The 17727-nt window shown below is 52.6% G+C and carries 17 protein-coding genes; 4 read left to right on the top strand and 13 right to left on the bottom strand.

Going from position 1 to position 17727, the window contains the following annotated elements:
- Positions 1–9: 9 nt before the first annotated feature.
- From lpxA to SH527x_RS20705, 3 genes are all read right to left on the bottom strand, one after another.
- Positions 10–837, bottom strand: a complete 828-nt coding sequence (gene lpxA, locus SH527x_RS20715) for an acyl-ACP--UDP-N-acetylglucosamine O-acyltransferase (protein ID WP_437192591.1) — start codon at positions 835–837, stop codon at positions 10–12.
- Positions 838–1176: 339 nt separating this feature from the next.
- On the bottom strand, positions 1177–1464 hold the full coding sequence (locus SH527x_RS20710; protein WP_437192590.1) for a 4Fe-4S binding protein: 288 nt from the start codon (positions 1462–1464) through the stop codon (positions 1177–1179).
- A gap of 433 nt (positions 1465–1897) precedes the next feature.
- Positions 1898–2272, bottom strand: coding sequence for a rhodanese-like domain-containing protein (locus SH527x_RS20705; RefSeq protein ID WP_437192589.1), 375 nt, complete (start codon positions 2270–2272; stop codon positions 1898–1900).
- Between the two features lie 754 nt (positions 2273–3026).
- Here SH527x_RS20705 and SH527x_RS20700 point away from each other — a divergent pair.
- Positions 3027–3908, top strand: a complete 882-nt coding sequence (locus SH527x_RS20700; protein ID WP_437192588.1) for a hypothetical protein — start codon at positions 3027–3029, stop codon at positions 3906–3908.
- A 247-nt stretch (positions 3909–4155) separates the two neighbouring features.
- Positions 4156–5430: an acetylxylan esterase gene (locus SH527x_RS20695; protein WP_437192587.1), complete on the top strand. Its 1275-nt coding sequence runs from the start codon at positions 4156–4158 to the stop codon at positions 5428–5430.
- Between the two features lie 133 nt (positions 5431–5563).
- Here SH527x_RS20695 and SH527x_RS20690 read toward each other — a convergent pair whose 3' ends face one another.
- The 7 genes from SH527x_RS20690 to SH527x_RS20660 all read right to left on the bottom strand — a co-directional run bounded on the left by SH527x_RS20690 (position 5564) and on the right by SH527x_RS20660 (position 12846).
- Positions 5564–6871, bottom strand: coding sequence for a type II secretion system F family protein (locus SH527x_RS20690; protein WP_437192586.1), 1308 nt, complete (start codon positions 6869–6871; stop codon positions 5564–5566).
- Between the two features lie 103 nt (positions 6872–6974).
- Entirely contained in the window at positions 6975–7823 is an 849-nt protein-coding gene (locus SH527x_RS20685; RefSeq protein ID WP_437192585.1) for a type II secretion system F family protein, read from the bottom strand.
- 73 nt (positions 7824–7896) lie between these two features.
- Complete coding sequence (locus SH527x_RS20680; RefSeq protein ID WP_437192584.1) at positions 7897–9231, bottom strand: CpaF family protein; 1335 nt, start codon at positions 9229–9231, stop codon at positions 7897–7899.
- A gap of 200 nt (positions 9232–9431) precedes the next feature.
- Positions 9432–10592: a hypothetical protein gene (locus tag SH527x_RS20675; protein ID WP_437192583.1), complete on the bottom strand. Its 1161-nt coding sequence runs from the start codon at positions 10590–10592 to the stop codon at positions 9432–9434.
- A gap of 133 nt (positions 10593–10725) precedes the next feature.
- On the bottom strand, positions 10726–11652 hold the full coding sequence (gene cpaB / locus SH527x_RS20670) for a Flp pilus assembly protein CpaB (protein ID WP_437192582.1): 927 nt from the start codon (positions 11650–11652) through the stop codon (positions 10726–10728).
- Between the two features lie 142 nt (positions 11653–11794).
- Positions 11795–12211, bottom strand: a complete 417-nt coding sequence (locus SH527x_RS20665; RefSeq protein WP_437192581.1) for a TadE/TadG family type IV pilus assembly protein — start codon at positions 12209–12211, stop codon at positions 11795–11797.
- Positions 12208–12846 carry an A24 family peptidase gene (locus SH527x_RS20660; RefSeq protein ID WP_437192580.1) on the bottom strand — a complete coding sequence of 213 codons (639 nt, stop codon included), beginning with the start codon at positions 12844–12846 and terminating at the stop codon, positions 12208–12210. Before SH527x_RS20660 ends, SH527x_RS20665 begins: the two co-directional genes overlap by 4 nt.
- Positions 12847–13789: 943 nt before the next feature.
- On the opposite strand from SH527x_RS20660, the gene SH527x_RS20655 reads away from it, so the two are divergent.
- Positions 13790–14134 carry a hypothetical protein gene (locus SH527x_RS20655; RefSeq protein ID WP_437192579.1) on the top strand — a complete coding sequence of 115 codons (345 nt, stop codon included), beginning with the start codon at positions 13790–13792 and terminating at the stop codon, positions 14132–14134.
- Between the two features lie 82 nt (positions 14135–14216).
- Positions 14217–14516: a hypothetical protein gene (locus tag SH527x_RS20650; RefSeq protein ID WP_437192578.1), complete on the top strand. Its 300-nt coding sequence runs from the start codon at positions 14217–14219 to the stop codon at positions 14514–14516.
- Positions 14517–14705: 189 nt separating this feature from the next.
- On the opposite strand, the gene ndk is transcribed toward SH527x_RS20650, so the two are convergent.
- The 3 genes from ndk to SH527x_RS20635 all read right to left on the bottom strand — a co-directional run bounded on the left by ndk (position 14706) and on the right by SH527x_RS20635 (position 17640).
- Positions 14706–15167: a nucleoside-diphosphate kinase gene (ndk, locus tag SH527x_RS20645; RefSeq protein ID WP_437194660.1), complete on the bottom strand. Its 462-nt coding sequence runs from the start codon at positions 15165–15167 to the stop codon at positions 14706–14708.
- A gap of 184 nt (positions 15168–15351) precedes the next feature.
- Positions 15352–16512, bottom strand: a complete 1161-nt coding sequence (carA, locus tag SH527x_RS20640; protein WP_437194659.1) for a glutamine-hydrolyzing carbamoyl-phosphate synthase small subunit — start codon at positions 16510–16512, stop codon at positions 15352–15354.
- A 489-nt stretch (positions 16513–17001) separates the two neighbouring features.
- Complete coding sequence (locus tag SH527x_RS20635; RefSeq protein ID WP_437192577.1) at positions 17002–17640, bottom strand: hypothetical protein; 639 nt, start codon at positions 17638–17640, stop codon at positions 17002–17004.
- Positions 17641–17727: the final 87 nt, after the last annotated feature.

The following is a 17727-nucleotide window of genomic DNA, read 5'->3' as shown; positions in this document are numbered from 1 at the left end:
TCTGATTGCTTACGCATCGTGCTTTCGTGGGTCTTCATTGGAATCATCTTTTCCGGCAACGGTGTACGCTGAGCCTGAGATTCCTCGCTTGGACTTCTCGGAGAAGAACGCCAGCAGACGTTGAGCTGCATCGCTCGTCGAGACCTCGGTGACCCGTTTCATCGCCTGAGACTGACTCAACCCTGAACGGTAAAAGATCTTGAACGCGTTCTTGATCTCTTCACGATCTTGCGAACTGAAGCTGCGTCGCAACAGCCCGACACGATTCACTCCAACAATTTCACCAACCATGTTGGTCATGAAGAATGGAGGGATGTCCTGAACGATCTTTCCGAGTCCGCTGATCATGGCCAACTCGCCAATACGTACGAACTGGTGGACCGCACAGTTTCCGGAAAGGACAGCCGCGCGTCCGATATGCACATGGCCGCCCAACAGCGATCCACTGATCATGATGACGTCGTCTTCCAGCACGCAGTTGTGACCAACGTGCGAGTTCGTCATCAGCATGCAACGATTGCCGATTCGCGTCTCGGTCCCCTTCTGGGTGCCTCGGTGAACAGTCACACCTTCGCGAATCACGCAATCATCACCAATGACAACGTAAGTTTCCTCGCCAGCGTACGCACGATCTTGCGGAAGGTCCCCGATCACAGCATGCGCATGGATCTTACATCCGCTCCCGATTGTCGTATGACCATAGATCACAACACCGGGGCCAAGATGACAACCGGGGCCGATTTTCACAGGCCCTTCAATCACAACATGGGGCCCGATGACGACAGAAGGATCGACCTGTGCCTGAGAATCGATCAAGGCCGTCGGATGAATGGACATATTGGTTTCGTCTCAAAATAAGAGGTGCATGTTTACGCAAGCATTTCGGTTTAGGCAAACTCTGTCAATTCCAGTTGGAGGCTGATTTTCGTTGGATTTTGTCCCCCGATTGGCTCCACAGCTGGCGAGTGGTTCGCTTCAGATCATCAAGCGCCATCGGCCCTCGCTGTAAAAACAGAAACAGCAGGCTGGATGTCTCCAGTCTGCTGTTTGATTCATTTCAAATGTGTACTCGACTATCGAATCCTACGCTAATCACAACTGGCAGGATTCGCCACTCCATCCCCTTTTTCGGCATCGAACTTTCGCCAAACAGGAAGATAGGATGGGAGGCGCACCTTACTTGCCTGGCTCGCCGCCGAGTGGTTCTTTTCGCTCAGTCAGAACCGGGCACTGTGGTGCCATTTCTGCGTTGAGCTCTTTATATGGTGCCCACTGCTCAGGGAGATTGTCTTCATGGAAGATTGCGTCGACCGGGCACTCGGGAACGCAAGCTTCGCAATCAATGCACTCATCCGGGTGGATGTAGAGCATCGACTCCCCTTCATAAAAGCATTCCACGGGACAAACGACGACGCAGTCCGTGTATTTGCAATTAAAGCAGGGTTCAGCAACGATGTGGGTCATCCGTCTTTATCCTTCTTCGACGCCGAAACCGGAACTCCTTCCTCGCTGTCATCGGCCAATGCCGCACATGAGTTCTTGGAAATTTCGAGGCGCGATTGAAATAGTCAAAGCTGTCTGTCAGGGGAAGATTACCGAGGGAGCCCTTGGCGCCCGATTCTGTTCCGAATTGCCGTCGATCTCGTCCCGGCTGCATGCATTGCTGTCAAATAGCCACAAACGATGGCCTCACAACAAGATAGCACACAACTGACGCATTCAATGATCAGACGATCGGATCAGTTTTCAATACACTTCCTGATATTCTCCCTGCAACTCGCAAGAAGATCAAAGTCAATCTGTTGTTTGTAGATCTGCCGGATTCTGCTGTCAAGATCGACGGAACCCATCAACCTCCATTGACTTACTGATCAGCCCAATCAATTGTGACTGGATGTTAACTCTCTACTGAAAACCCTGCGGCGTTCCATCCGCTCCAGCCACCATCCATCGACAGGATGTTGGTATATCCCATCTTTTGAAGGGCATCGGCCGCCAGTGCCGAGCGGAACCCTCCTCCACAATAGAGCACCAGGGGAGTCTCCGGGTTCGGAACGACTTTTTCGATATCTCGTTCAATGACCCCTTTTCCAACGTGGACTGCGCCGGGGAGTCGGCCTTTCGCGAATTCACTCTCTTCCCGGACATCAATCAGAGTGAACTCTTCCTTCTGATCAAGCATCCGTTTGACATCGTGGACGTCGCACTCTTTCACTCGTGATTTTGCATCCGTCACAATCTCAAGAAATCGGGGGGAATGCTGCTTCGCCATCGTCTCTGCCCTGCTTCTGACTGTTTAATCAACTTCGACACACCTGCGTCAAAGTCGCTTCACCCTGATTGACACATGCTCTCATTCTACACGCCAGAGTCCTGTGAGAAATGTAAACCACCGGCAACTCTCATTAGTTCGTACAAGAACACTCTCTTAGTGAAGTGAGTTGCTCCCTCGCAGGCGAATCGCAAGTGAACCGGATACGGCATGATCATGTTGTATCGCGCCGGTGCCTTCGATCTGCAAACTGAGACTGCCTGTCCTCTGGTTCCCGCACAAGGACTGGGCCCTACTTTTCACTCCGAGATTCCCCTGCAGCAAAAATTGAATGAAATCACTGCGAGAATCACTTCTTTGCAAGAAATTCAAAAGTCAAAAACAACCCTCGGCAGATCTTCCCCTCCATCTTGACCCTAATTTTCTATTCCCATAAAAGTCCTGCCCACGAACACGGCGAACTGACTTGTGACTCCTCTTGCAGTTCCCGTTCACATCACCTGTCAATTCGATTCAGCTCCCTCCTCAATACTCATTTTTCAGGAAGAGTCAGATGTTCGGAATCCGCACTCGGGCCTTGACTGGACTTACGTTGCTGGCCACCGCTTGCGGCATGCCCGGTTCAGTTCATGCCCAATTGTTTCGTTTCTTGGATCCTTGTAACCCATGCGGCCCAGCGCCGATGCCAATGGTCATGCAACCACAGATGGTTGCTGCACCAGTAATGCAGAGTGCATCACTTGATTGCCCCTGTATGAAGCCCGTCACAGAAACGGTCTATCAGGATGTGCAGACAGTTCAGATGCAGCCAGTTCAGAAGACAGTGAAAGTCGCCAAAGTCATCACTGACTACGAAGACCGCCCTGTCACCGTTTACCAGACTGTCAACGAACCGCGAACAGTCGACGTTCAGAGCTATGTCAATCAGCAGGTTGTTGAAATGCAGCCTGTCACCGTTAACAACAGCTACTGGCAGACAAGCTGTCAGGCCATTCCAAAGTATTCTCCATGTGCTTACGATTCTCGCCCAGGTCTGATGGGCCAGATGAACCGCATGAGCTACTCAATGCGAAATGCGTTCACTCCAAACTATGTTGCTCGTCGTGAATTCGTTCCGAATGTGACAACGGCTCAGGTTCAAGTTTCAAGAACAGTTCAGGTTCCAACGACCCGACAGGTCACTTACAACGTCGCCCGCCAGGTCCCGGTTACCACCACTCAGAAAGTGGCTGTTCAGCGAACTGTGTACGAAGACCAGACCGTGACAGCTTACGAACCGATCACGACAACTCAGCGAGTTGCTGTCGGAACACGAACACGCATGGTCTACACCGGCGACACTGGCGTCACTGCTCGCAACGGCGAACCTGTTCCAACTGCAGCACGCCCAGAAGGCGACAAAGGCACCACTCGCCTGCAGTCAGCTCCTTCTCAGGAAATCCCACTGCAGAACCCAACCTTCCGCCACACCGAGCCAGCACCAACCAACGCTGCTCCAATTCCAGGTGACGGCCCAATCGCAACTTCAGAAGAAAACAACAGCGTCATCAAAGTCGCTGGATGGCGTGCAACGCGTCGTTCCGCAACTGACATCAACGCTGCTCAAGGCCCAGAACTCTCAGTTGCCCAGAAGTAATTCTCAACTGGCAACTCAATCACCACAATTTGTTTCTCCGCCGAGCGGCACTTCCCCTTGAAGTGCCGCTCGGTTTGCTTTTGCGCTCAGCGCGAAATCATCTTCACCTGAATGAGTATCTTCTTCGTCGGTATTGGCCTTCAATGCAGATGGAGAACGCAGCATCAGCAGAGTTACATATTCGAAGAGACCGCCTTAGACTGACACCGACACGCTTTTTCGATGTTTCAATCAAGGGAGGGTTCCTGTGCCAAGATTGCTTACGTTGCTTGCCTGCTTTCTGCTACCGACGGTCGCGACCGCTGGCCTCACGATTGATGTGACTCCTGATCGTGACACCGGAGTTTATCAGGCCGGGCAAACAGTGACCTGGAAAGTCGAAGTCAAGAACACTGACGGCCCTGCCCCTGCTGGAATCGTAAATTACCGAGTTCTTTCCGGAGGGCTGAACGAGATCAGCTCTGGGGCAGTTCCACTGGAAAATGGCTCTGCATCAATTCAGTCTTCACGCAAAGACCCCGGCGTTCTGCTGATCCGTACGTCGTTCACGCCAACCGGAACAAAAACAGTCCTGAACGAAGATGGAGGAGCAGTCTTCTCTCCCAAGGAGATCAAAGAGTCGAAGCCATTGCCTGACGATTTCGATCAGTTCTGGAGTGAGAAACTCGCAGAACTGGCAGCGGTTCCAATGAACGCACAGTTGGAGAAGATCGACATCGGCAACCCGGAGATTGAATACTACAAGATCACCTTCGATAACATTCGCGGCAAGAAGATTCAGGGACAACTTGCTAAACCGGCTGGCAAAACAAATCTCCCTGCAATGCTGCAGGTGCAGTACGCAGGTGTTTATCCGCTTAGCCGTGACTGGGTTGTCGGGCCGGCCAAGAACGGCTGGCTCGCATTAAACATCTCAGCACACGATCTGCCGATTGATCAACCATCCGCTTTCTATGCGGAAAAATCTCAGAACGAACTGAAAGACTACTTCGCCATCGGCAACGAGGATCGCGAAACCAGCTACTTCCTGCCAGTCTTTCTCAGCTGCTATCGCGCTGTTGAGTACCTCACTCAACGTCCTGACTGGAACCAGAAGACCGTCTTCGTTCACGGAAGCAGTCAGGGAGGATATCTCTCACTCGTCACGGCTGGATTCCACCCCAAAGTGACAGCAATGGCAGGCAATGTTCCTGCCGGGTGCGATCACACAGGGACATTGTCTGGACGTGCCCCAGGCTGGCCGAACTGGTCGAATCCTTCACGTCAACGCGACGAAGCGAAAACAATGGAGGCGTCACGTTACTTCGACGCGATGAACTTCGCCAGAAAGATCAAGTGCCCTTCCATGATCGTCGTTGGCTTGATTGACGTGACCTGCCCGCCGGAAGGAATCTTTTCAACGGTGAATCAGATTCAGGGACCACTCAACCTGATCATTCTTCCAAAGGCAAGCCATCAGAAAGGCTTCGAACCTTATTTCCCGGCCCTGAGCAAAGCGATGAATGAGGCGAAAGCGAAGTAAGAAAAGAGTTCGGTAGGAAATCAGTTCGAGATTAAAATAGAAACAGGCGTTTCCGATCGACAAATGATCGGGAACGCCTGTTTTATTGTCAGTCAGCAACATCAGCATTCGCATTGAGCTTGCGCCGTCAGGCCTAACGCTGGGCGTCAATCGCCTGATTCGCCGGTCGGTTCAACCCTCCGACGCCCCCGCGAGCGAAGAAGTCGTTTAACTCGATCACCGCTGGTCCCATCAACAACAAGAACACCGCTGGCATCAGGCACAACACCGTCGGAAACAGCAGCTTGAATGTCGCTGCGTTCGCCTTCTCATCCGCTCGCTGACGCTGATTCTCTCGCATCCCGTCGCTGTACTCGCCCAACGCTTCTGAAACGCTTGTTCCCAGCTGTTCAGTTTGTGCCAGCAGCGACGTGAATGAGTGGACTTCTGGAAGGTCGACACGATCGCTGAAGTTTCTTAACGCGTGCGGCAAGGTTCCAACACGTGCCTGTTCGACAACGATTTGCAACTCCTTTGACAACGCCGGATAGACCGGAAGGAACTCACGACTGATGCGGCCCAACGAACGAGCCACAGTCATCCCCTGCGACACGCACATATTCAACAGGTCAAGCATGTCCGGCATCGCCTGTTCGATCTGCAATAGACGGTCAGCCGCTTTTCGACGGATCCACAGTGCCGGTAACGCCCAACCGAGCGCTGGTCCAACGACAACACACCCAATCACAATCGGTTCCCATGTTTCCGGAACGAAAACGAGTAAGACTCCGAAGAAGAGAATCGGCAGAATCAGTCCGAGATAACGTAGTGCGGAGAAGTTCTGCCAGGCATGCGGTTCAAAGTAACCTGCGTTTCGCAAGACCTTGGTTTGCTCGCGACGCCCCTCTTCTGTCGATGGCATCAGCTCAGACAAAATCGGAGTCACGCTGCCAAACCGGTAGTCCTCACCTGTGGCATAAGGGTATTCAACGCCAGCATCTTCAAACAGATTTCGCTTCTCAGTAAATTTGGGCTCTGTCGGCCATGCAGAAGTGAATGCTCCCGATTCACGCTGAGGCGATCCGACTGGCGATACGGTCTCTTGATTTCCGCCATTCGGAGTTGCCTGTGAGGCAACCATCACTGGTGCAGCAGATGACGATTCAACAGGTGCCGCACTGGCTGAGCCTGAAACTGGAGTCACTGCAACCGGAGTCACTGCAGCAGGAGGGGCAGCGACGGGAGAGACCGTCTCAGGTGACCCTTTGACTGGTTTCGAAGATTTGTCTGCGGCCTTGGATTTGACCTTGGCAACCGGCTTCACTCTCGGAGCGTCAGAGTCGGCTTTACGCCCTTGGAACAACCACTGCATGAGCTTGTAAACCAGGTACAACGTCACGGCGACGCCGCCCCCGATCATCAAGATGCTGATCTGTTGTGGCGAAAGTTGAAACTGGAACATGACTCATCACCTGATGACGCAGGACGTAACCAACCGGGAGTTCCCGATCATTCAATCACTCAAACACACACACAGAGAAACAGGTCGAATCGGATCGATGTTCCTATCCACGCTGGCTGGTCTGGAGAACTCGAATCACCCAAACCACGCCGATCACTTCCAGTACGAAGGCTATGATTGTCGTACGCAACCCCCATGTTGAATCGAACAACTCGGTGAGATAGTTCGGATCGCGGAACACGAAGAATGCGATAATGGCTGGTGGCAATGTGATCATCAAAATCGCAGTGGCACGACTCGCTGCTGTTGCCGCTTTCAGACGTCCCTGAAACTGAATACGGTCACGAAGAGTCATCGCCAGACGTGACAACACAGCGACAAGGTCTCCCCCTGTCTGACGGTGAACGGATAACGCTGTCGCCAGCACGCTCGTCGCCACCAGTCCTGTTCGCTTTGGGAGTTCCTGCAACGATTCATCGAGCTTCAAACCCAACGCCAGCTTTCGGGTACAATGTCGCAACTCGGCCCCGAGGGGATTTGGAGTATCGTAAGCCACGATGCCGAGGCAGTTTTCAAGACTTCGCCCTGTACGCGCAGCACGTGCCAGTTCTTCAATCATGGGTGGCATCTGACGCAGGATCAGACTCTGCCTGCGAGACCGCATCAACATGGCGATCACGCTTGGCAACAGGAAGCCGATGAATCCCATCATGGCCATCGTCAGAAAGTTTTCCTGCCAGACAAAGACAAATCCGGCGAACGTCAATCCAGTGAAAACACTGAGAATCAACATCGTCCCAGGTGCGATCTCCAGCCCGGACTGAAGCATCAACCGATCGAACCAGCCGTTGATCTGATTCCCAACGGACGTATCGTTCTCAACAGAAAATCGTTCGTCTTCACGAAGAATTCCTGCGAATTCCGAATGCGGTTTAATGATGGAGACAGCCATAATTATGTTACGTCCAGAAGATCAATCTCAAGATCGAATGCGTGCATTCCCGTTCAGTCAGGCTACGTCGAAATCATGAACGATCCGTTCGATACTCCACGCCTGCCTTCAACTCGCGCGGGCTGAAGATTCTGGTATCAATCTCGAATCCTTTTGCTGCCATACGACGTAAACAGACAGGCTCATGACCTGTGGCGTAAAAGGAGCCGATGATTTTTCCGGACTTCTCGACCCCAGCCATGCGATAGACGAAAACGTCCTCCAGCTGGAATTCTCCGTTGACCACACCGGTCAGCTCAGAGATTCGCATCACCTTACGTTCCCCGCTGCTCAGACGAGCAATGTGAACGAAGACCTGAATTGCTGAGGCGATGTATTGTCTGGCGATCGACGTTGGAAGTTCAGCCCCCGACAACGCGACCATCAATTCCAGACGATGCAGCGCATCATGTGTATCGTTGGCGTGAACGGTACTCATGGAACCATCGTGACCGGTGTTCATCGCTTGCAACATATCAAGCACTTCACCACCGCGAGATTCCCCCACGATGATGCGGTCAGGTCTCATTCGCAACGTATTTCGCAGCAAGTCTCGCGGGGTGACCAATCCCTTTCCTTCCACGTTCGGAAGGCGTGTTTCCAGTCCAACGACGTCGGCCTGTTGCAACTGAAGTTCCGCAGTTTCTTCAATTGTCACGACACGTTCTGATGACGGAATGAACCGGCTCAGGTTATTCAGCATCGTCGTTTTTCCGGCACCTGTACCGCCGGAAAGCAGAATGTTCATTCGCGATCGCACACATTGAATCAGAAAGTCGGCCATCTCCGGGGCCAACGTCCCCATGCCGACCATGTCTTCAATCTGGACGATCTGTGTTTTGAATCGACGAATGGAAAGGGTTGGCCCGCGTAAAGCCAAAGGCGGAATCACCGCGTGTAGACGAGAACCATCGGCAAGCTTCGCATCGACCATTGGGGAAACTTCGTCGATACGGCGACCAGCCTGACCGACCAGTCGTTGAATGAAGTGCAGCAGGTGTTCATCGTCAGCAAAGCGAACATCGGTTCGTTCCAGAACCCCGTTTCGTTCGATGAACACTGAGCTGGAACCGTTCACCAGCACGTCGCTCACTGCCGGGTCGTCCATCAGCTTCTGAAGTGGACCGAAGCCGTAGATTTCGTCCAGCAGCTCCGCAACCATGCGATCGCGATCGCCTTCCGGCAGCTGAATCTCAGGACGATGGCAAAGGTGCGTCGCCAGTGATTCCAGCTGACGGCGGAATTCGGCTTCTCCCAATTCACCTGCCTTCGACATATCAATCGCATCGACCATCTGTCGGTGCAATTGTGTCTTCAGCTGCTGAAATGGAACGGAAGTGTCCTGCTGTTGATCTAATGCCGCAATCATCGTCGCACTATCCTCTCGGGCAACAGGCCCAATCCTCAACGCCCTTTGTGCCGTCATCTCACGAATCCAGTCACATGCGCGAATTTTTGATTTCAGGTCTCAATTGAACGAATCAAATTCGAATTACCTGATCAGTTCTCAATCTCAATTTTGAATCGCACTCTGACTGACTCAACTCCCCAGATCACGTTTATCGCCCGTTATCGATTGGTCAGTCCGAGTTTGTAGATGTAACGATTTCCCTGTGTTTCTCCGCGATACAATGCGTCTTCATCGACGATTGCCGTTCGCGTTGAAATGACTGCTGGCTGCACCACCAACTTGGTTCCACCGGGAGTGTGATCGACAGACATCAGCCGCAATCCCACCATTCGAGTCACTTCAACATTCAGCGCACTACTTTGACTTTTCCCTTTGCCGGGAGGAACAGCCATTGAATACAGCAAAGCAATTCGGGGCTTGCCAATCTGCTTTTCCAGTTCGCTTTCAATCTCGTTGTTGGACGCCACCGCTGCACTCATCGGGAATGGAGCATCCACCATCGAGAACTGTCCGTCGCGGTCCGCCAGATCGTCGCGAGACCATCCCTGTTGAAACTGACGAAGCAACACGTCGTCACCAAGACCGGCCCCGATATCAACCAGTACCATGTTGCCGACTCCATCTTTGCCGGGCAAAGAGAGCGTTAACTCAGGCAAGCCATCTGGAGCTTCAAGAATCTGATTATTTGCAGCATCCCAGCTGTATCGATCCGCTCCTTCTCTGCCTTCAATCATGAGCGCCCAGGAAGGGACAGAATCGTCGGGACTCTTCTCCAGAATCGCGATGGGCCAAGCCGGAATCGTGCCGACGCTGACTGGTTGTAAGCCGTTAATGACATTGCAGACAGAAGCATTAGCCGTCACTGCGACATCCGCCCCTGGCTGTCCGGTAAATGCCGGGGCAATCATGCCGACAGGGTTTCCACTGCGATTATCCCGGTGAACAGTGACCAACACTGAAGTCGGATCTTCATCTGACTCGATCGACTCTGTGTGACCAGTCGCTGGATCGTATTCAGTCTTCCCTAATCGAATATCAACTTTAGCAGCATGCGGGCCGAAGACCGGTGTCTCACGAATCAGCGTTTCAATCACGAAGCGAACGTGATCAGCATTCTGTACTGGTTCAAAGTCCGGCTTCAGATTGTTATCTGTCACTAGCTGTTGTGCCCCGGCAAGCGCAGCCGCTTCAGCAGCAGATCGAGTCTCTTCAAGTGCATTCGAGAGCCAGTATTCATTCAGAACGAGAGCCATGCATGCGCCGCAAACAAACAACGCCACTGCGATTGCCGGCATAATACCGCCTCGCCGTGACGCCATTTGAACAGGTTCTCGCAAGCGAGCTTTCATACCATCGATTCTTGGATGAATTTCAATTGAGTCTTCTCAACTCTCCTGACACTGACGCCGCACATTTAAGTCGGGCATGACTGAGTCGAAATACGAAATCCGGTTACCTACGCTCCGGTGCTGTCAGCAGTGCTGAATTCGCAGCAGGAGCTTCCTGCTGATTCCGCTGAGCTCCTCGCAGATTCGGAGCTGGACGTCCGATTCCGCCGCCATCTCCCTGGCTTCCGTTCCTGCGACCATCGGTCTCGTCAAGACGACCATTGCGGAAGGTGTTCACTCCACGGCCTGGCCCTGAGTAGATCTCGGTCGTAAATGGAGGAGTCGGTTCCTCAGGAGGAGTTGGTGTATAACCAAGAATTTCATAGAGCGTGGCTCGGTCCTGATCGTTGACGGCAACGACGCCAGTTCCTTTTCCACCGGGAGCAAAGGTGAAATCAAGTGAGCCCTTGTCACGTGCCAGCAGAATAATGTTGGCCTGCTCGCGAGTGAGTTCGAGTGTCACATTCAATTCGGTGCGACCTCCACCAGCGACCCCCAGTTCGAGAACCTTGACCCCTTGAAACAGGGTCAAAATCCGTCCCCCGGTCTTTTCATCATCGGGAGCAGAACTCGGGATGAAGTGGACGTTCACGTACTGCCCCTTCTCCGCGACAAACGGGGCCGGTGCGGAGACGGAAACCGCAACCATGTCAGCAGAAATTTCCAGCGGAGCATTCTTGCCGGGCGGGTAGAGATCGAGTGACTTGATCGGTTCAGCGGCATTGATCTTGTTCTTAACGACGCGTCCTACAAGCACGCGGCTGGTCAGAACGGTATCGCGAGTGACCTTTGAACGATCAATCGGGCCCATGGCCAGATGAGCTTCGGTCACGCGTGTTCCCGGCTCCAGTTCACTAAGAGCCATTGGAACCGTCAAGCGTGTATCAGCAGGCGCAGGAGCTTCGCGTGCCAGAAGTTTCTTACCAATGTACATGACAACGAGGAGGCCAACGACCCCCAGCATTGCCACAGTCAAAAAGGCAGGTGACATTCGACGCACAGCATGACTCCCCTGGAGCGTATTGCAAAAACGGGTGACCACCTGACGGAGTTCACTCGCAGCGATTTCACTAAACTTTCAAACACATCAACCGAACGAATCATTCGAAAACAACAGTGGAATGCCGCAGGCACTATTCCTTCAGCATTCGTGTCTGTGACACCAGACTCTGTCCCTGAATGTTGTATCCAACCGGCCATAGCAGATTCGGGGCAACGGCCGTCATCGGGACGCTTACGGTCACAATGACTTCTTCACCTGAGTTCTCTGCAAGCTGTGATTCCACAACTGCCGATGGCCCCCAGAGTGTTCCCAGTGAACGTTGAACTTCCTGCTCAACATCCTCAGGCCACACTCCATTCAACGTTGCCAGACGAGCCCCTGCCCTTGAGGCCTCAACGACGTGACTTCGTGCGGACATCAAAAACGAAAACTCAAAGATTCCCAGCAGCAACAACATCAGAATCGGGAGTGTCAGCACGAGTTCCATGCTGATCATCCCACGCCTTCGTTGCGTCGCCACTTTGCTTGTCCGAACAAGTCGGATCATGGAATCACTCCCCCAGCAGGTTCTTCGTGAACTGGTGTCGCAGCCGGAGCCGCTTCGTGAGTGACCGGAGTCGGCCTGGCAATATTCCATCCCAGAACCAACCAGGTGGCCAAAGCGACTGGGCCGGCGTATGTCATCACACGACGCCTCTGTTTCGCTTTGACATCTTCGATGGTTTCCATTTTGTTCATATCTCGCCCAAGGGGATTCCCTTTAGCGACATACTTCTCGCGAGTTCTTCTGGCTCCGCTCTTCCAGACATTCCAGAACACAATCCCGGTTGTTCCGATCAGAACGACAATTGTGCTGACGATAAGCAGTTGCAATGTCAACGTGAACCCGAGCCACACGCTCAGTGCCCCCATCAGCTTGACGTCGCCACCGCCCCCACCACCGACCATCCACAAAACGAACAGCAGTCCAAACCCAATCGCAAACCCCAGGACAGCAGATCCCAGGTGATGCCATCCATCGGTGATGGACATGTACAACTGATAAACCCAGCCAGCAAAAAACATTGGAAGCGTCAACTTGTTAGGGATGCGCTTCTGCGTCAAATCGGTAAATGCACAGGCCGCTGTAAAAAGCGTTACTGCAATGACCAGTACCAAAGTGCTGGCATTCAAAGTCAACATGACGTGCGATCTTTCCTGCAACGTGATGAGGCGGTCGAACAAGGTCGGCGCTGATCGAGCTGCCCTTCCTTTACTTCAACAGCCCAAAGCTGATGCCGCATCGGAAAGTCAGGAAACCAACAGATTTCGCAGTGATTCAAACCAACCAGACAGACACCGTTCGAAAGGACGTTGCAGATGAATCCCTGCAAACGCACTTCAAAACGAGAGCCCTCCGGTGCAATCCAACCACAGGATCACAACACTTGACATTGCAACTTTACGACATGTTTCCTGACGACAACGGAAAGTCACCCTGCATTTCCTCGATTTCCCGATCCACTCATTTTGGACAAACCGGAATATCTGGACTTGTCTGCACCAACAGGCACTGAATCATCTTCGGCAATTCCCGCCGGTAGAGGTCAAACTCTTCTAAATGTCACCTAGATTCAGAAGAACCGGGGCAATCCGGTGTCAGGCGCGCCGGTCACGACAGTTGAAGCGGTTATGCAGAAATTTGCGACAAATCACGGCCACCAGCGCCATTCACTGTTCCTCAGTGAGCTGCCAGAGAGACGACGCCGTCATGGGGAGAAAAAGTGCCGATAACAACACTCGAAATCCTCCTCCAAGAGCGATTCCAGCATCGACTTCCCCCTTGTTGTCGCACTGATTGTCCCTGTTTCGTCGATCGACATTTTGTCGATCGGAAGCATCTCGGAACATCGTGGTGCGAAAACATGATTGACCAAGTTGGTCGAAAGCCTCGTGGTGTGATTCATCCATGTTATTTCGACGTTTGAATCTGCTTGTAGTCTGTTGCCTCTCACTCTTCTCCCATTGCAGCAATTGCTGGTCAGAGTCCCCGCGTGATCGGCCGCTTCGAAGACACGCGTGCGATCTTGTTTTGAACTCCGGAGTCATCTCGGTCCGGTATGTTTCAGTTCGCGGCGATGCGATCATGAATGCCACTGCACTGCTTCGACAGCAAGGGCGCATCCTCTCGATCGTTGCAACAGATGAGTACGGAGTTGCCACGTTTTCTGGGCTGACCAGTGGGATCTATGAAATCACCGTGGGGAATCGCTCTGAATTCGTTCGTATCTGGACTGATGAATCAGCGCCAGCTGTTGCCAGAAGCCCTTTAACATTGACTCAGGACAGTCGTCCCATTGGTGCCAGTGGGCCTTATGCTGCACTCGCCCTCATGAGTCCGGGTGGCAGTCCTGCTCCATTTGTTCTGAAATCGGAAGACGCAATTCGGACATGTCGCAACTGCGAAATTCGACTCACCCCTGATCGGTGATTCGACCGAATATCAGACGTGCCGGGACCAGTCCCAACAGATCAATTCCTTCCAATCGACAGCCACAGCGACGCCGAACGACATGCAGGAACGAGACGCCAAGATCGAGAACTTCGACCATCTCCACGCATATGTACATCAGGTACTGTGCGAGTCTGAGAACTTGTTGGCTGAGCAATTCCACACGAGCCGACGGGCACTGTTCACCAAAGGCGAACTCTGCGGCATCGAGTTCTCGTTGCAAGGTCTGCGAAGCGTTCGCCTCGGAGCAATCTGGGCGGCTGACCAGAATGTGATCTACTTCTATAATGCACGCGGTGAACGTGCGTTGAAGGTCAAACTCGCTCAGCGATTAAAGATCGAGACGCAAGTTGCAGGGTAAGTCTCCGCTCGCCTCCGAGATGGTCGTGAGGAAGCCGCCACAGAACGTGACCGCCCTTCCCTGCCCCAATAACAGCGATTCGACTTTCGGCCAGTTTCAGGCCAACAGCAAAGCAATAAAAGAAAACAACGCCGAAATGACTTCCGGCGTTGTTTGGATCGAATTCAATTTGCTGACAAGCAAATCGTCTTACTTCTCGTCGTCAGCATAGGTCCACTCAACGAGGGTGGACTCATAGGAAACGATCTCTTCTGGACGGAAGTAAATCGCAATTTCCCGTGTTGCTGATTCTGGGCTGTCGCTGCCGTGAATCAGGTTCACCTGACGTGACAGACCGAAATCCCCACGGATCGTGCCTGGAGCAGATTCGCGTGAGTTGGTTTTCCCCATCATGTCGCGAACCACCTGAACGGCACCTGGGCCTTCAGCGATCAACGCGAGAACTGGACCGGAAGTAATGAACCCTTCCAGCTGTGGGTAGAATGGCTTTGAAACGTGCTCAGCGTAGTGCTGCTTTGACAGTTCTGGAGTGACCTTCAACAACTTCATGGCCACAATCTTCAAGCCACGGTCTTCAAGCCGGGTCAAAATACGTCCGCACAAGCGACGTTGAACAGCATCTGGCTTAAAGAGAATCAGTGTTTGTTGCAAAGACATGAAAAACCTGGCGTCACTATCGACTAATGATTGAAAACACGATTTCGTCCGTTGTATTTCCAAACGAAACGAAGCCCATAAAATTTCAGAGAACGAAAACTTGATCGCCGCGACTCTGAGATGCAACGATCAGTGAATGATGCGGCAAAAGCCAGCTGCCCGATCGCAAGCAAGCACTCTACTCGCTTGCGGTTGTTCCGACTGCCTGCATCTCTTTCAGGAACCGCTGGAACAGATAATGGCTGTCATGCGGTCCTGCACTCGCTTCAGGATGGTATTGCACACTGAATGCCCCGAGTTCGGCATTCTCAATCCCTTCAACAGTCTGATCGTTCAGATTGATGTGAGTCACCGTTGTTCCGGCTGGCAAGGTCGATGCATCAACCGCGAAGCCGTGGTTCTGTGACGTAATTTCAACCTGACCACTCTTCACATTCAGCACAGGCTGGTTTGCACCGCGATGGCCGAACTTCAACTTGAAGGTCTTTGCCCCGAGCGCGAGCCCCAGCAACTGGTGCCCCAGACAGATCCCGAAGATCGGTTTCTTTCCGAGCACACCGCGAATGGTTTCAATTGCGTAGTCGAGTGGTTCCGGATCACCAGGACCATTCGAAAGGAACACACCATCCGGCTGCAAAGCGAGAATTTCTTCAGCGGTTGCGGAACCCGGCACAATAGTCACTTTGCAACCCAACTCAGCCAGATGGCGTGGAATATTCCACTTCATCCCGTAGTCGATCGCGACGATGTGCAGACCGTTTTCCCCTTCAGCGGAACGTCGAGTCACGCCTGGGGTAATCGGGTCCAGAACCATCTCATGCAGTCCCTCTTTCCAATCGCGGTTTGAGGTCGACATCACCTGTCGCACCAAATCTTGACCGACCAGAGTTGGACTGCTTTGTGCCTTACGCACCAGCGAAGCGTCATCGAGATCGACGGTGGAAAGAACACCCGTCATTGCTCCTTGTGTGCGGATGTGACGCACCAGAGCCCGAGTATCAATTCCTTCGATCCCGACAATTCCGTGATCGCTCAGGAATTGGCCCAGCGATTGTGAAGAACGGAAGTTGCTTGGCTCATGGCAAACTTCGCGAACCACGAATCCTCGAAGCGACAGCTTGTCGCTTTCGATGTCTTCTGGATTGATCCCGTAATTCCCGATCAACGGATACGTCATGGTGACGATCTGACCGTTATACGATGGATCTGTCAGAATTTCCTGATATCCGGTGAGACTCGTATTAAAAACGACTTCTCCGTAGACCTCTCCAGACGCCCCGAAACGGGTGCCTGTGAAGACGGTACCATCGGCCAGTGCAAGCTTTGCGGGTTCGGACATGCCAGACGTTGCGCCTTTTTTCAGAAAAATTTGTTCGGACATTTTTATCAGACTCTGCGATCAGGCGAAAGGATTCGCCCTCCGGATCATGCAAACTCTGAAAAGTCGCCCGAAGACGTTTCTTCAATCAGAGGGCCTCCAGAACGGTGGAATGCCCAATTTTTGACAAAAACGTTTCTGTACGGTGATATCATAGCCAAATCTGACCGACAGACCGCTGAATTGCGATCTTTTCAGGTGGGTGATTCCACAAACTGAGACTTTCGCCAGATGAAATCGCGAGGAAATCCCCGACGAAACCGATCCCTGCCCGTGATTTCTCAAACGTCTGGACAGTTTCCTGAAAGCAATCCAGCCAATCAGGTTGATCCCAGTCGCAAGGCCAGTCCCCACGCTCATCCATTGTTGCGATTAATAAACAGGTCGATTCACCGCAGTACCTCTGAAGATCGGCCGCTCAAACCTCAGTGTTGTCTGGATTCATTGAATTCACACAACCGGGAGTTCCACTGATGGTCGATTTCCCTTCATCTCCTTCTGATAAGCAATCGCAGTTTGAATCGCTTTCACAAGGGCAAAGACAATGATCACCTTCATGACAAAACCACGCGTAAGCATTGTCGGGTCATCGGCAATGGTGACAGCTTGACCGCCGAGATAAAGGATCAAGGCCAGCACGGTACAAGGAACCGGGAATCGATAAATCAAGACCCCTAAAATAAGGAAAACAACTCCCGTCCCGACAAAGGCCCAGGTGACCCACTGGAAACTCGCAACCGCTTCTCTTTTCAGCTGTGCAATTTCATCAGCATTCAGCTCGATTCCCTGCTCCTGAAGACTCACGATGTGCTCATTCAATGCGGCGTCAATATCCTCTTTCGAAAAATTCAAAACCATCAGATTCGCTGCGATGGTCAGAATTCCGACCACAAACATCGTCATCCGAGCTGACGCCAGATGTGTCTTGCGAGCAGACTGAGCCAGGCTCCCCAGTCCATCGACCTGCCCTTGCTGCGTGTCGACACTCGCCACACGATCTTGCGGCGATTCAACAGAAGCAGAACCTGCAGCAGGTCTGGAAACAGGAATCAACTCAGGGAACGAATATGGATTCTTGGGATCTGACATACAATGGCCCTGTCATGAAGAAACCACTTCAACCACAGCTCTCAATCTGCCATGCGCACATAGCAGACCACAAGAGAGAGCACACAT

The organism is Planctomicrobium limosum, from assembly GCF_051465645.1.
In the GTDB taxonomy this organism is placed as follows: domain Bacteria; phylum Planctomycetota; class Planctomycetia; order Planctomycetales; family Planctomycetaceae; genus Planctomicrobium.
Note: the sequence above shows the minus strand (reverse complement) of the source record. Positions and strands in the feature narration are given on the sequence as shown.